The sequence below is a fragment of the Ignatzschineria cameli genome (genome assembly GCF_003121895.1).
GTDB classification, from domain to species: Bacteria; Pseudomonadota; Gammaproteobacteria; order Cardiobacteriales; family Wohlfahrtiimonadaceae; genus Ignatzschineria; species Ignatzschineria cameli.
In genome coordinates, this window is sequence record NZ_QEWW01000001.1 from 21229 (window position 1) to 35593 (window position 14365).

Annotated in this window: 13 protein-coding genes; 11 read left to right on the plus strand and 2 right to left on the minus strand. The window is 42.3% G+C overall.

Annotated elements, in window-relative coordinates; translation table 11 throughout:
• Positions 1–7: 7 nt before the first annotated feature.
• The 5 genes from DC077_RS00025 (at position 8) to ttcA (ending at position 5389) form a co-directional block, all read left to right on the plus strand.
• Complete coding sequence (locus DC077_RS00025; RefSeq protein WP_109202377.1) at positions 8–1000, plus strand: ABC transporter substrate-binding protein; 993 nt, start codon at positions 8–10, stop codon at positions 998–1000.
• 8 nt (positions 1001–1008) lie between these two features.
• A complete protein-coding gene (locus tag DC077_RS00030) occupies positions 1009–1854 on the plus strand; it encodes an ABC transporter permease (RefSeq protein ID WP_094567016.1) in 846 nt (281 codons plus the stop codon).
• Positions 1848–2603: an ABC transporter ATP-binding protein gene (locus DC077_RS00035; protein WP_109202376.1), complete on the plus strand. Its 756-nt coding sequence runs from the start codon at positions 1848–1850 to the stop codon at positions 2601–2603. The genes DC077_RS00030 and DC077_RS00035 overlap by 7 nt, the downstream gene beginning before the upstream one ends.
• Before the next feature lie 210 nt (positions 2604–2813).
• Entirely contained in the window at positions 2814–3281 is a 468-nt protein-coding gene (locus tag DC077_RS00040) for a SprT family zinc-dependent metalloprotease (protein WP_109217827.1), read from the plus strand.
• A 1256-nt stretch (positions 3282–4537) separates the two neighbouring features.
• Positions 4538–5389 carry a tRNA 2-thiocytidine(32) synthetase TtcA gene (ttcA, locus tag DC077_RS00045; protein ID WP_338033405.1) on the plus strand — a complete coding sequence of 284 codons (852 nt, stop codon included), beginning with the start codon at positions 4538–4540 and terminating at the stop codon, positions 5387–5389.
• A gap of 18 nt (positions 5390–5407) precedes the next feature.
• Here ttcA and DC077_RS00050 read toward each other — a convergent pair whose 3' ends face one another.
• Complete coding sequence (locus DC077_RS00050; protein ID WP_109217703.1) at positions 5408–6685, minus strand: 5-bromo-4-chloroindolyl phosphate hydrolysis family protein; 1278 nt, start codon at positions 6683–6685, stop codon at positions 5408–5410.
• A 76-nt stretch (positions 6686–6761) separates the two neighbouring features.
• Positions 6762–7898 (minus strand): toxic anion resistance protein, encoded by a 1137-nt coding sequence (locus DC077_RS00055; RefSeq protein ID WP_239990378.1) that lies wholly within the window; start codon positions 7896–7898, stop codon positions 6762–6764.
• Positions 7899–8456: 558 nt separating this feature from the next.
• Between DC077_RS00055 and DC077_RS00060 the strand changes: the two genes are divergently transcribed.
• The 6 genes from DC077_RS00060 (at position 8457) to DC077_RS00080 (ending at position 14353) form a co-directional block, all read left to right on the plus strand.
• Positions 8457–9362, plus strand: coding sequence for a glycerophosphodiester phosphodiesterase (locus DC077_RS00060; protein ID WP_109202277.1), 906 nt, complete (start codon positions 8457–8459; stop codon positions 9360–9362).
• 268 nt (positions 9363–9630) lie between these two features.
• Positions 9631–10389 carry a hypothetical protein gene (locus DC077_RS00065; protein ID WP_109202276.1) on the plus strand — a complete coding sequence of 253 codons (759 nt, stop codon included), beginning with the start codon at positions 9631–9633 and terminating at the stop codon, positions 10387–10389.
• A 14-nt stretch (positions 10390–10403) separates the two neighbouring features.
• The gene (locus tag DC077_RS00070; RefSeq protein WP_094567022.1) at positions 10404–10784 is read left to right on the plus strand and encodes a hypothetical protein; all 381 of its coding nucleotides are present in this window, start codon (positions 10404–10406) and stop codon (positions 10782–10784) included.
• A gap of 431 nt (positions 10785–11215) precedes the next feature.
• Positions 11216–11386 carry a hypothetical protein gene (locus DC077_RS10770; RefSeq protein WP_157953452.1) on the plus strand — a complete coding sequence of 57 codons (171 nt, stop codon included), beginning with the start codon at positions 11216–11218 and terminating at the stop codon, positions 11384–11386.
• A gap of 922 nt (positions 11387–12308) precedes the next feature.
• On the plus strand, positions 12309–13040 hold the full coding sequence (locus DC077_RS00075) for a M15 family metallopeptidase (RefSeq protein ID WP_109202275.1): 732 nt from the start codon (positions 12309–12311) through the stop codon (positions 13038–13040).
• 98 nt (positions 13041–13138) lie between these two features.
• Positions 13139–14353: a DUF819 family protein gene (locus DC077_RS00080; RefSeq protein ID WP_109202274.1), complete on the plus strand. Its 1215-nt coding sequence runs from the start codon at positions 13139–13141 to the stop codon at positions 14351–14353.
• The last annotated feature ends 12 nt before the right edge of the window (positions 14354–14365 follow it).

Below are 14365 nucleotides of genomic sequence, written 5' to 3' on the forward strand. Positions count from 1 at the left end.
AGCGATCATGAAAAAGTTACTTGCAGTGCTATTAAGTGCCACATTGGCAACCGGAATCTCATTGGCAGATGAGATGAAGAAGGTCTATGTTAATCAAATTGTAGAGCATCCGGCACTCGATGCCACTGCAAAGGGCATTCGTGATGGTCTTAAGGAGCGAGGATATATTGAAGGGGAGAATCTCGATTTTATCGTCGAATCTGCACAGGCGAATGTTGCATTAGCGGCACAAATTTCAACGAAGTTTGTCGCACAAAATGCAGATGTGACGGTCGGGATTGGTACCCCTTCAGCGCAGAGTTTAGTAAAACCTGCAATGGAAGGAAAAACAAAGATGGTCTTTAGTTCGATTACCGATCCTGTCGGTGCGAGCTTAGTGCCGGCGCTTGAAAATGGCAATAATAATGTGACAGGAATGTCGAACTATGTTGATGTTGCGCCGCAACTGGCCATGTTTAAAGAAGTTCTCCCCGAGATGAAGAAGATCGGTTTTATCTATAATCCCGGTGAAGCAAACTCCATTACTCAATTGAAAGATCTTGAAAAAGCAGCACCCGATTTTGGTTTAGAGGTGGTAACCCAATCGGTCAACCGTACAGCAGATGTTCCTCAAGCGGCAACACGCCTTGCAAATCAGACAGATGCGATCTTTATTTATGGCGATAACACCGCACTTGCAGCATTAGAGAGTATTGTTATTGCCGGTATTAAGGCGGGTAAACCGGTCTTTGTTGCAGATACGGATGCGGTTCTTTCAGGTCCTTTAGCGGCACTCGGTCCTAATCAATATCAGTTAGGGATCGATACTGCCGAGATGATTGCAGATGTTTTAGATGGTAAAGATATTAATACGATCCCGGTAGGATTTCCTGATAAGATGGAGCTCGTTATTAATATGGATACCGCGAATAAGCTAGGTTTAACACTTCCTTCTGAAGTTGTTGAAGCGGCTGCTGTCATCATTAAAGATGGAAAAGCGGAAGCCGTTCAACAAAACTAGGAAATAGGATGAGTTTAAGTGAATTGATTATGAGCCTGGAACTCGGGCTCATTTATGGAATTGTCGGGATGGGGATCTACCTCACTTTTAGAATTATCGACTTTCCAGATCTAACCTGTGATGGTAGCTTCGTGTTAGGAGCTGCCATCTCTTCCGTTTTAATCAAAGCGGGTGTTGATCCCTTTCTATCCTTGGTCTTTGCGCTTATCGGTGGGGCGCTTGCGGGGGCATTAACAGGGATCTTAAATAGCTTCTTTAAGGTAACCGACCTTCTTGCCGGTATCCTTGTGGCATTTATGCTCTATTCGATCAATCTCCATGTGATGAATGGAACACCGAATATCTCTCTTTTGATGTCACCGACCATCTTTATCACCAATAATCTCGTGGTTCTCGGAGGCATTGCGATTATTCTGATCGCGCTCTTTAGTTACCTTCTCAATACCGATTTAGGGCTCTCCATCCGTGCAGTAGGTCAAAATAAACGACTCTGTCTTAATGGGGGCGTTAATGTCAAGTGGATGGTAATTCTAGGGGTAGCGATGGGTAATGCGCTGATTGCAATGGGTGGCGCACTCTTTAGTCAGCAACAAGGATTTACCGATATCTCTGCCGGTATCGGCACCATTATTGCCGGTTTTGCCGCGGTGATTATTGGGGAGCGAATTCTACCATTTCGTTCGATGTGGATTAAGTTATTGAGCTGTATCGTCGGTTCGATTGTCTACCGTATTGTCACCGGTCTTGCACTCCATGCTGAATTCCTCAATCTGAAGAGCTACGACTTCAACCTGATTGCAGGGCTCTTGATTATCATCATTATGGCGATGCCAGGAGGGAAGCGTCGATGCTAAAGTTAGAAGGGATTAAACTTGTCGTCGGCAAAGGCACGCAACTTGAACGCACGATTTTAGAAGATCTCTCTCTTGAGGTTAAAAAGGGGGAGTTTGTTGTTATTATCGGTGGAAATGGTGCCGGTAAATCGACGGTTTTCAACACAATTTCCGGTTTTATGAAGCCGGAAAAAGGTAAGATCTTGATCGATGGCGTCGATGTTACCAAAAGTTCTCAGCAGGAGCGGGCAAAATGGGTCTCCATTGTGATGCAAGATCCTCGCGTTGGCACAATGGAGAATATGACCATTTTAGAGAATATGGCCTTCTCTTATAAGCGAGGTGGCCGTCGTGGTTTTTCGCTCTTCAATAATCGTGAGCGGCGCAATTTTTTTCAAGAGAAGTTAGCACTTCTTGATATGAATTTAGAAAATCGTCTCCATGAAACGGTGACTAATCTCTCTGGTGGACAGCGTCAAGCATTAAGTCTTGTGATGTCGATTGTGGCAGACTCTAAAATTCTGTTGCTCGATGAGATCACTGCGGCACTCGATCCTAAAATTGCCGAAAATGTGATGGCATTAGCGGATAAGTTAGTGCGAGATCAATCGCTCACCTGTGTTATGATTACCCATAATATGGAGCATGCGATCCGTTATGGTGATCGTACCATTTTGCTAAAAGATGGGAAGTTCCGTAAAGCATATAGCCGGGCAGAGAAGGAGAATCTGACGGTATTTGATCTAACACGGGAGTTTACTGATCCATAGGCAATGAGAGAAAAGATAGAAGTTGTTGGTCAATCCTTACTATTTGACGCCTCTACAGAGGGAGAGGCGTTATTGCGTTCACTATTACGTAAAGTTGAGGCGATTGAAAGTAGCGCTATGGCAAAATTAGCGGCGATATTACCTCCGAAAGAGTTTAAACAGTTCCAAAAAAGGATTGGAAAGTTACACAGTGCTTCTCAATCGCGCTGTATGGCAAGCTCATTTCGTGCGCGGATTGCGCCGCGAGTAGGGCTTTCGACAAAAGAGTGTTACCCTAAAATTTCATTCCATCTTCGAGGAAAGAGTGCAGGAACCGCACATCTCCGGCGTTGGGAGATTCGGCTCAATCCAATTCTTTTAGCTGAAAATGGGCAAGCCTTTATTGATGAGGTAGTTCCCCATGAATATGCACATCTCTTAGTTTATGCGCTCTTTGGTGATGTCTCTCCTCACGGACCAGAGTGGCGGATGATGATGGAGGAGATCTTAGAGGTTTCGGCTCATCGAACGCATCAATTCTCTACAGAGAATAGCCGTACTCGTGAATATCGAAAGTTCTCTTATCGCTGTCAGTGTCAAACTCACCAATTAAGTACTATTCGTCATAATCGTCTGTTACGAGGCGAAGCACAATACCACTGTAAAAAATGTGGCTCACCACTTGAGTTCATCGAATAGATATCTACTATTCTCATCAAGAGAGATCTCTACAGATTATTGGAGTGATTGAACAAAAAAGGCTGTTGAGTTGCCGGTCCTCACTATCGCGCTCTTCTATAAATCTCGCGCCGGCAATAGGCATCAAGGATGCCGATCTGCGGGCATACGGTGGTGATAAGAGCGAGATGGTAGGTTCCCGCAGCTCCATCTCTTTCTTAAGCACTGTTTATTGAAGCAAAAAGGCTGTTGAATTGCCGGAGAGCACCTCTGCATGCTTCTATCAATCTCATGCCGGCAAGGGGCGATCTCTCTATCACCGGCAGATGTTGTTTAACGGCTGTTTAAGAGCTGTTTAAGAACCGTTCAAATCATCTTTAATTATTTTTCCGGGATCGAAGATGCCGACCTGCGGGCATGCAGGAGTGAAAAGAACGAAATCGTTCTCTCCCGCCTTTCCAAAAACTATCTTAGAGAATATACATTAACTAACAGAAGCTGTTGAGTTGCCGGTCTTCACTATCGCGTTCTTTCAAAAAACATGCGCCGGCAGAGGGCAATTACTCGCTTACTAGAACATTTTCGGTATTGAAGATGCCAATCTGCGGGCATACGGTGCTGATAAGAGCGAGATGGTAGGTTCCCGCAGCTCCATCTCTTTCTTAAGCACTGTTTATTGAAGCAAAAAGGCTGTTGAATTGCCGGAGAGCACCTCTGCATGCTTCTATCAATCTCATGCCGGCAAGGGGCGATCTCTCTATCACCGGCAGATGTTGTTTAACGGCTGTTTAAGAGCTGTTTAAGAACCGTTCAAATCATCTTTAATTATTTTTCCGGGATCGAAGATGCCGACCTGCGGGCATGCAGGAGTGAAAAGAACGAAATCGTTCTCTCCCGCCTTTCCAAAAACTATCTTAGAGAATATACATTAACTAACAGAAGCTGTTGAGTTGCCGGTCTTCACTATCGCGTTCTTTCAAAAAACACGCGCCGGCAGAGGGCAATTACTCGCTTACTAGAACATTTTCGGTATTGAAGATGCCAATCTGCGGGCATACGGTGCTGATAAGAGCGAGATGGTAGGTTCCCGCAGCTCCATCTCTTTCTTAAGCACTGTTTATTGAAGCAAAAAGGCTGTTGAGTTGCCGGTCCTTACTATCGCATTCTTCTATAAATCTCGCGCCGGCAAGGGGTGATTTCTCTATTATCAGTAATGGAAATTATCGAGGATAGGCTATACAATAACGAACAAAAATTATAGCAAGGGGTCAATACCGGTGAGTCTATCCGTTTCTGAAAAAAAGTTAGAAAAACGTCTCCGTCGTAATGTGGGGCGCGCCATTATGGATTATCAGATGATTGAAGAGGGGGATCGCGTCATGGTCTGCCTTTCAGGAGGCAAGGATTCTTATGCGCTCTTAGATCTTCTCTTAAAATTGCAGAAGCATGCGCCGGTTAAATTTGAGCTCTTTGCCGTCAATCTTGATCAGAAACAACCGGGATTTCCAGAGGAGATTCTTCCTGATTATCTCCGTTCTATTAATGTCCCTTTTGAGATTTTAGAGCAGGATACCTATTCTGTGGTACAACGCCTTATCCCTGAAGGGAAGACTACCTGTAGCCTCTGTTCCCGGCTACGCCGAGGCGCGCTTTATCAATATGCGAAAGAGAAGGGATTTAATAAGATTGCCCTTGGGCATCATCGAGATGATATTGTAGAAACGCTCTTTATGAATCTCTTCTTTGGCGGCGTTTTAAAAGCAATGCCCCCTAAATTAGAGAGCGATGATGGAGAGAATATTGTGATTCGCCCACTCACTTACTGTAGTGAAAGTGATCTGATTAAATATGCAAAATTGCGACAATTCCCCATTATTCCTTGTAATCTTTGCGGTTCACAAGATGGATTGCAACGGCAGAGTACAAAACAGATGTTAGCCGAATGGGAAGCTCAATATCCCGGTAGAATCGATTCGATCTTTCGTGCGATCACCAATATAAAACCCTCTCAACTTGCCGATCCCCATCTCTTTGACTTTAAAGAATTCCTTGTGAAGGGTGGTACTGAGCCCACCGCGCTTGAGCGCAAGGAGAAAGGGATTGATCCGGAGAATAATTGGTTATGTTGATGCCATTATGATCGATGATTAATGTCGATCAACCTCAAATCCCTGACTCCGGAGTAACTTATCGATAACGGTGGTATCCACTTTAAGATCATGGAGATCATTTTCGACTAATTCATCGGAAAGGGTATCGAATGCCTGTTGTAAGGTCTGCATCGAGCGGAGAATCTCCTGATGCAGTTCGATCTGCTTATCGCGCGAGGCATACTCCATCACGGTAAGGTATTTCTGGAGATTCTCCTGAATCAACGGAAGATAACGATTTAAGAAACGTCCTCCCACTAAGACATCACGAGGATCACGCTCCATCGCTTTAATGATCTTTGACGCTGAGAAACCGATCTCCACTACCTGATCGGCAATATCGTGAGGCAGGCGATCAACCAACATCTCAATTTTTTCAAGAAGCTCAATATGTCGTCCGAAGAGTGCATATTTTGCCGCTTTTTCTGCCTCTAATTTCTCTGCGCGACGAAGGGCTGCAAGTTCTGCTTCGATCTCCCGCTCCGTCTCAATATAGGCTTGCTTCTCCCGTTCACTCATAAAGAAATAACTCAATTTACGGCGAATTTTTTTCGGTGCTAAAAGTCCAAAGAGGAGAGTGATTATCAGCGCTAACGAGGTAATTTTAGGGAAGATGGAGAAGGCAGCTGCAGGATGATCCGCTAAGCTTCCGGCTAAAAAGAGGAGCGCTAAGGGAATCGTAAACCAAAATGCGCGATTGTTGATATCTCGATCGCGAATGCCGGAGATCGCTGCAACAATCCCACCGATTAGAAGCGCGATCGGCCAGTAACCACTCAAGACCATAATGATTGTGGCGATAGTTCCCACGCTTAATGCAAAACGATTAGGACGGGAAGGGAAGAGCATAATGAGTCCAAGATAGCTACCGAGCAGACCAAATCCCGGGGTGATTCCATCACTTGAAGGGATAAAGATCCGCGCAATTTCTACCCCGATACCGGCAATAAATGCTTTTGCATGATCAACTAGGCGATTAAAGGTCGCTTTTGCCCCTTCAATACCGCGGCTAAAAGCACTATTGAGGCTATTGAAGATCTCCTGATCGTACGGGTTATTTTGATGGGTAACGTTACGCTTCTTCTCTCTTTTTTCTTCTCGATAAGCGGGGGAGAGATCCATAGCTCGTTCTTGAGCGTAGCGAAATCGCTCTTTAAGAGAAGCACCTTTTAGGGAGCCTCGTTCCGCTGCTGCTTTTTGTGCGGCACGACGTTCGAAGGGAAGCTCATTTGTACGCTCGGAACGAGCGTTATGTGGTTGACGATATTGGCTCATAGAGGACTCATAGATACAAAATAGATGTGATAATCATCGTTGATGGTTGATTGACCATTGTGATTAGCTCTAGTGATTAGCTATTGTATTTATCGACCACCGAGCTAATCCGCTCGCGAAGATTCTCTTCCATTTGCCCCAATTCTACTTCAACTTCTGCACGGCGGCGGCGTGCTTCTGTCGCAATCTTCATCGTCTCTTCAATGGTGTCGACTAAGCGAGTTTGAACTTCACGAATGGTCTCAATATCAACAATGGAGCGCTCCACCTCTTTTGCTGTTGCAATGGAGTTCTGTTGTAATGCGGCCGCATTTTTACGAAGTAACTCATTAGTGGTATCAGAAACATCTTTCTGTAATTGTGCTGCACGACCTTGCTCATCGAGTGAGAGTGAGAGCACAATTTGGCTCTTCCAGATTGGCAGTGTGGAGAGAATGCTCCCTTGAATCTTTTCCGCAAGCTGTTGATTATTATTTTGAATAATCCGAATTTGGGGTGCTGTCTGCATGGAGATCGTTTTTGAGATCTCAAGATCGTGTAGACGGCGCTCAAAGCGATTGAGATTCTCCATCAGATCTTTCACTTTTTGAGCATCTAAGAGATCTTTCGACTCCTCAGCTGCTTTCTGTAATGCCGGCAGTTCCGTCTCTTTAATCTCTTTTACCTTCGCTTTTCCTGCTTCAACAAAGAGGCTTACCTCTTTATAGTAATCGAAGTTTTTAAGATAGAGTTGTTCGAGGCGCTCATTATCTCTTAAGAGACCGACCATTGAGTTATCGAGATGGCTAGCAATAGCGTCGACTTGTGAGGTCAGTGACATATGGTCAATTTTTGCCTGCACCCCTTTTTGAAAGAGTGAACCGATTAGTGGTAATTTAGAGAGGAAGTTACCACTCTTCTCTTCAGCTGAGAGCGGATCATACTCTCGAATTTTCATAATAAGGGAAGAGAGCTGATCACCAATAACGCCTGAATCTTTACCTTTTACCCGATCTAAAAGTGTATCAGCAAATTTAGCGATCTCTTCCATCGGTTTAACACCATAGGCCATCACTTCCGCCGGATTATCGATATTGATTGTCTCGGAAATAGCATTGATTCGAACAAGATCTTCCTTCTTCACCGGGAGTTCTTTCCCTTCATCAAATTCTGCCATCTCTGTTGGGGTAACGGTTTGTAATGCTTTCTCTTCCAATAATTTCTCTTCACTCATGCTTGATCTCTCTTCTTAACGTTATCGTAATATTCCACCATTATAATGTTTTTTGACGGGATAATCCTCAATAATCTAGGTAATTTCCGATTTATGCTCGTTATATACTAATAGGAAAGTTCAGCGATCATAGCAGGGGATGTTTCAAGCTAACTCTTTAATGATAGTAACTTGCTTGATATGTGATTATATTGATGTAACTATATTAACTTAATCATATTAATCTAATCATATCCATCTAATCATATCCATCTAATCATATTCAGCTAATCATATCCATCTAATCATGTTTGGCTAATAATGTTTATACAATCATATCTATATAATGATAAATATTTAATTGTGCTCATTTAGGCGCACTTACTTAATCATGCTTTTAATAGTAACTGCTTAATTTTATTGGGATTAAGTGTCTTTTGTTATTGATAATCGATATTATTTAAATTAATTTAAAGAGAATCATAAAAAGTATTAAATAGTATTTTTCGATAGAAAGCGATCTAATAGAGAAAGAGGCGAGAAATCACCTCTACTACCTACATTAAAGAGGACAATATTATGTCTTTATATCAAAAAGGACTCTCAACTGAACCTAAAGTGATCGCTCATCGGGGTGCCGGAAAGAGTGCGCCGGAGAATACATTAGCGGCATTTCGTCACGCCTTTCAAGAAGGGTATCGCTACTTTACCTGCGATATTCGCTGTTCTGAGGATCGGGAACTCTTTCTCCTTCATGATGCTGATCTTGAGAGAACGACCAATGGTTATGGTAGAGCAGATGAATTGAGCTGGGATCAACTCTCTAAGTTAGAGGCAGGCTCTTACTATTCACCACTCTATATGGGAGAATCAATCCCCCGTTTTGAGGCAGTTGTAAACTTTATTATTAGTAATTATTGCCGACTCAATATTGAGGTGAAAAGTGGCGCGATAGATGATAGGGAATTGGGGCGAATAGTGGCTGAAAGACTCTATCGTAAGATTATTGATCGTCTTGATGCTTGTGTTGATATTCTCTTTGATGAGGATCTCGATCGACTCTTTGAGCGCCTCTTCAATGAGATGCTCGATGGACCGACCGATTATTGTATTAAAAATCAATTTCTCATCACCTCGAGCTCTCCCCTGATTTTAGAGGGGGCCTTTGCTGCCCAACCCTGGATTCCACGAGGTTATATTGTCGATCCTGACGATGATCGTTTTTTAGATAGAGGAGTGAATAGAGAAGTTGATAGAGACGTTGATAGAGAAGCGCTCTTTTCATTACTCAAAAGCTTAAAATGTAGTGCGCTTATTATCCCTAAGGAGTTTGTCACTCCACAACTTGTCGAGCGTTGCCGGCAGGAAAGTTATCTTCTATTTGTGACAGTAGTTGATGAGATTATCGAGATTGATCAACTCCTCAAGATGGGAGTCGATAGCGTCATTACCGATAATATCGATGCAGCGGCTTGTTTTTCTTAATGGTCGCTTTTTACAGAAGATGATAGTGGAAATACATTAAAGTGCAGCAATTGACTATAATAGTTAATGATTCAATCATGTTATATCTCATGTAGATATCTTATATTAGATATCTATATTAGGCGATAACTATTGGGTGCTTGCATTGCACAGCCTTATTAAATTTAGTTTAAATTAACGTTAATTCATTGTGGTTAAAGTCGGTTGATGCAATGTTAGTGCGCCTCATAAAATCTATTGATAGGGTTAAAAAGGAAGATTAGTTTTAATGTTATTACCCCAAAAGAACTCGGCAGAGTTAGCAAAGCTCTTTGCTCAAATGCTCGAAGAGGAGAATTATATAGAACCGGAGACGCCTGAGGAGTTCGCTTATTATCTTGAAATTAATAAAATCCCGAAGAGAAGTATGGATGATCTGCAAGCTTGGGCATTTTATTATGCAGTAAAACGAGATTCTGAGCGGGCAATCGATTATTTTAAACGCTCTTTTTATTTTGAAGATCCTGAGTTTTGTAGTAATTATCTCTACTATTTGATTCTATTAAAAAAGTTTGATGCTTGTGAGGAAGCCTTAATACGTGCTGTAGATAAATATCCCGTAAGTATAGCTTCAATCACTAAGCTTCAGCTCTTTTTTGCAATTTTAAAAGGAGATGAGGAGGGTATCTTAGACGCTTTTGACAACCTCATAAAATTAAAAAATGAGGAGAGTGATTATTATCGCTTCTTAAAAGCACAATACCTTGCCTTTATGCAGAATATGCGCTTTTCAGGAGAGATGCTTCAATTAATTGGGAAGATCTATCAAGCCATTTGTCATCAATATTCTTTTATAACCTATCCTAAAATTACTTTTGAGGTTGATGAGGAACATGGTCTCAATGCTATTATTTTTGCTCTGAAGTCAGAAAAAGATGTGATGCTTATCCCAGAGTTAAATGGAGAATTAGCAGATCGATTATCTCAGTTAGAGCAACTTGATGGAAAGGTATTTACTGCAACATTTGATATGATTAGGAATCTTTAAATATCAGAGGAAATATGGCGGTTAAAAGTATTGATTTTTTGAATTTTGCTGAAGACCTGTTTAAGAGCGCAAGTCGAGAGATCGAATATCGAAATGTAGTATCTCGTTCATATTATTCTTCTTTACATTTGATCAATTCTTTTGTTCTCAATGCACCTAAAAAGCAACAGAATTTAATCAATTATCTTTGCGATACAAAAGAGCATCTCAATGAAAAAGTTGACTCAAAAACTTTGAGATCATTTGGATTGAGATTAGAGCAACAACGGAGAAATAGGGTTAAGGCAGATTATTATCTACATAGACATCTCTCCTCTTATGAGGCAAAAAATGCGCTTAAAGAGGCCAAGATATGTCGAGCTTTACTAGAAAAAGAGGAAGATAAGAATATTTAGTATTGAGATCTATTAATAATCTCGGTAATGCTCTTATTACTCTTATTTTTAAAAGTAATTTGTAAGATATTGTAAATCTCGTACTAATGTGTGTGGTACGGGATTTTTTATTTGATTTTTCAATAGGTAAGAGAATCAGCGGAAGGGCGGGAACCTACCATCTCGCTCTTATCACAACCGCATGCCCGCAGGTCGGTATCCTTGATGCCGAGAAAGTTTTCTGGTAATCGAGTGATTGCCTTCTGCCGGCACGTGGTTTCTGGAAGAGCGCTATGGTGAGATCCGGCAGCGTTCAGCCTCTTTTGTTTAATAGATTCAACTCATAAGAAAATCTGTTGAGCCGCGGGAACCTACTATTTCACTCTTATCACAACTGCATGCCCGCAGATCGGCATCTTTGATGCCGAGAAATAGTATCGATATAGATCAGAATGGAGCGATATTTGCTGTTGATTGAGATCGCTAACTGCCGGCGCGTGTTTTTGGAAGAGCGTGATAGTAAGATCCGGCAGCGTTCGCTCTTTAAGATTGATCATCGCTATTTGACAAAAAAACTTGTCGTCGTAATATTATGGACAACAATCCCCTCAATCTCTGCCTAGTTACTAACTCTTAAAAGTTATTTAATCTAGGAACAACAGAGTTGAGGGCTTTTTTATTTTCTTCCCTAGAATCATCCATGATGAGGTGATAGTAAGATCCGGCAGCGTTCAGCCTCTTTTTTGAATCAATCATCCTTAAGAAGGTCAGTGGAGCCGCGGGAGAGAACCATTTCGCTCTTATCACAACCTCATGCCCGCAGGTCGGCATCCTTGGTGCCGGGAAAATAATTAAATATGATTTGAACGGTTATTAAATAGTTCTTAAACAGCAGTTAAACAATATCTGCCGGTGATAGAGAGATAGCTATTTGCCGGCACGAAATTTATAGAAGCATACAGGGGTGATCTCCGGCAACTCAACAAACTTTTTTCTATCAACAAATAGTCATAACAGGTGATCAAAGATTGCCAACTGCCGGCGTGATATTTCTGGAAAAACGCGATAGTGAGATCCGGCAGCGTTCAGACTCTTTTTCGAATCAATCGTCCTTAAGAAGGTCAGTGGAGCCGCGGGAGCCTACCATCTCGCTCTTATCACAACCGCATGCCCGCAGGTCGGCATCCTTGATGCCGAGAAAGTTTTCTGGTGATCGAAGATTGCCAACTGCCGGCGTGATATTTCTGGAAAAACGCGATAGTGAGGACCGGCAGCGTTCAGACTCTTTTTTGAATCAATCGTCCTTAAGAAGGTCAATGGAGCCGCGGGAGAGAACCATCTCGCTCTTTTCACAACTGCATGCCCATAGGCTGGTATCCCATTTCTTTTTAAGATCTATTATTCTTGGTCATGGTGAATATGATACAAATGAGTAGGAGGAGTGAAATCGGGTGAGTCGTTTCAATGATTCCTAACGATTCTAAAGACTCTAATGATTCTAAAAAGTCTGTTGTTTAAATAATATGAAATAGTGAAGGAGGGAATATGTTGGTGGATGATTGGCTCAAAACGCCGATTGTGAAAAATAGACTTGCATGGGAAAAGGTGGGGAAGATGGATATTGATCTATCTCATCATCTCCATCAGGAGCCTCTTGTTCGAGTCGTTCCCACAGCGAGAATAAGGGTCTATAGCGCCTATTATCATGATGGAATCTCAGGCGCGTTGGAATCGATCTATCTTCGGCAATCCGTTTTAGAGCGGTTAGAGCAACTGGTCGATCGATTGCCGGAGAATTTAGGGTTACTGCTTCTCGATGGTTGGCGTCCGGTAGCGGTACAAGAATCATTGCGTCACAATTTTCGTGAAGATTTAGAACGATCCTATCCCGATTTTAATCATGCCCAAATTGAAGATCTATTAGATCAATTTGTTGCAAAACCGAGTGCTAATCCCCTCGCTCCTAGCCCACATCTTACCGGAGGATCGATCGATTTAACCCTCTTTGATCTATCGACAGAGAGTGAAATTGATATGGGAACCTCTTTTGATGCGATGGAAGAAGCCTCCTGGAGCCACTATTTTGAGGAGAATGCTCATGATGCGCTCGAAAAGCAGATTCGAGATCATCGACGTCTCTTGATCAATGGGATGGCAGCGGTTGGATTTAGTAATCTTCCTTCTGAATGGTGGCATTTTGATTTTGGTAATCAGCTTTGGGGCTATTACCAAAAAGAGCGCGCTTTTTACGGTATTGCTTCTCTCTTAGCACAATGATAAATAGTAGAGAAGATCCGTGAAAGAAGATCTATTGAAAAACGATTAAAGAATAACTAAAAAAATTTCCCTAAAACAAATTAAAAGAGGAGAGGGGTATGGAGACCTTAATATCTGTTGATCAGACCTGGCTACTATTAGCTTTTCTATTTGTTGTTGCTTCTGCATCCATTGTGATAGAGCAGCGTTATAAGTGGTCGGCAAAAGTTCCCGGTGCGGTGATCGCGCTGATTATTGCGATTACATTTTCAAGTTTAAAGATTATTCCAACCGATGCACCGGTCTATGACATGGTGTGGGGCTATGTTGTACCAATTGCCATTCCGCTTCTGCTCTTTCAGGTCAATGTGAAGAGTATCTTTACAGAGAGCCGCCGGCTACTCTTTATCTTTCTTTTAAGCGCTCTTGGGACAATGGTGGGGGCCTTTATCGCCTTCTTTCTCTTTAAAGAGTGGATCCCCGAATTGGATAAAATTAGTGGAATGATGAGTGCTTCTTATATCGGTGGAGGTGTCAACTTTGCAGCAATGACGGCGAAATTAGATCCCTCTAAAGATATGGTGGCTTCCACTATTGTGGCGGATAACCTCATTATGGCGCTCTATTTTATCCTTCTTCTGAGCATCTCTGCGATGAGTTGGTTTCGTAAACGTTATAAAACCCCCTATATCGATGAAGTTGAGCAGAATGTTACCGCTAAAGATGAGAATCTTGCCGCTAGCTATTGGCAGCCCCGAAATATTTCGCTAAAAGATATCGCGATTAATATGGGTGCATCTCTTTTGATAGTCGCAATCTCATTTACCCTTGCTGATTGGTTAAAGCCACTAAGAGGCATGGTGGATCATCTGCTTTTAGAGATTTTAGTCAGCTTTATTACCGATCCTTACTTAATTCTCACAACTTTAACTTTTGTTGTGATCTTCCTTTTTCAAAAGCCTTTCCAGAAGTTAAATGGTAGCCAAGAGCTCGGGACCTATATGGTCTATCTCTTCTTTGTGGTGATCGGGATACCGGCATCCATTCCGATGATTATTCAAAATGCGCCGCTCTTACTTCTCTTCGTTGTACTCATTATGCTCGTCAATTTAGTTGTGAGTTTGGTTTTAGGGCGTCTCTTTAAATTTAGTTTAGAGGAGATTCTCTTGGTCTGTAATGCGAATGTCGGCGGCCCGACAACCGCGGCGGCGATGGCGATTAGTAAGGGGTGGCGCACATTGGTGGGTCCCATTTTAGTGATTGGGACGGTTGGTTATGTGGTAGGAAATTATGCCGGGACGATTATCTATCTAATCACGACACGATTAATGTAGCGAAGCTCAAAT

Bases quoted from the DNA above. Each gene is read 5' to 3' on its own strand.
- DC077_RS00025 (WP_109202377.1), top strand. From the start codon at position 8: ATGAAAAAGTTACTTGCAGTGCTATTAAGTGCCACATTGGCAACCGGA.
- DC077_RS00030 (WP_094567016.1), top strand. From the start codon at position 1,009: ATGAGTTTAAGTGAATTGATTATGAGCCTGGAACTCGGGCTCATTTAT.
- DC077_RS00035 (WP_109202376.1), top strand. From the start codon at position 1,848: ATGCTAAAGTTAGAAGGGATTAAACTTGTCGTCGGCAAAGGCACGCAA.
- DC077_RS00040 (WP_109217827.1), top strand. From the start codon at position 2,814: ATGGCAAGCTCATTTCGTGCGCGGATTGCGCCGCGAGTAGGGCTTTCG.
- DC077_RS00050 (WP_109217703.1), bottom strand. From the start codon at position 6,685: ATGAGCCAATATCGTCAACCACATAACGCTCGTTCCGAGCGTACAAAT.
- DC077_RS00055 (WP_239990378.1), bottom strand. From the start codon at position 7,898: ATGAGTGAAGAGAAATTATTGGAAGAGAAAGCATTACAAACCGTTACC.
- DC077_RS00060 (WP_109202277.1), top strand. From the start codon at position 8,457: ATGTCTTTATATCAAAAAGGACTCTCAACTGAACCTAAAGTGATCGCT.
- DC077_RS00065 (WP_109202276.1), top strand. From the start codon at position 9,631: ATGTTATTACCCCAAAAGAACTCGGCAGAGTTAGCAAAGCTCTTTGCT.
- DC077_RS00070 (WP_094567022.1), top strand. From the start codon at position 10,404: ATGGCGGTTAAAAGTATTGATTTTTTGAATTTTGCTGAAGACCTGTTT.
- DC077_RS10770 (WP_157953452.1), top strand. From the start codon at position 11,216: ATGGAGCGATATTTGCTGTTGATTGAGATCGCTAACTGCCGGCGCGTG.
- DC077_RS00075 (WP_109202275.1), top strand. From the start codon at position 12,309: ATGTTGGTGGATGATTGGCTCAAAACGCCGATTGTGAAAAATAGACTT.
- DC077_RS00080 (WP_109202274.1), top strand. From the start codon at position 13,139: ATGGAGACCTTAATATCTGTTGATCAGACCTGGCTACTATTAGCTTTT.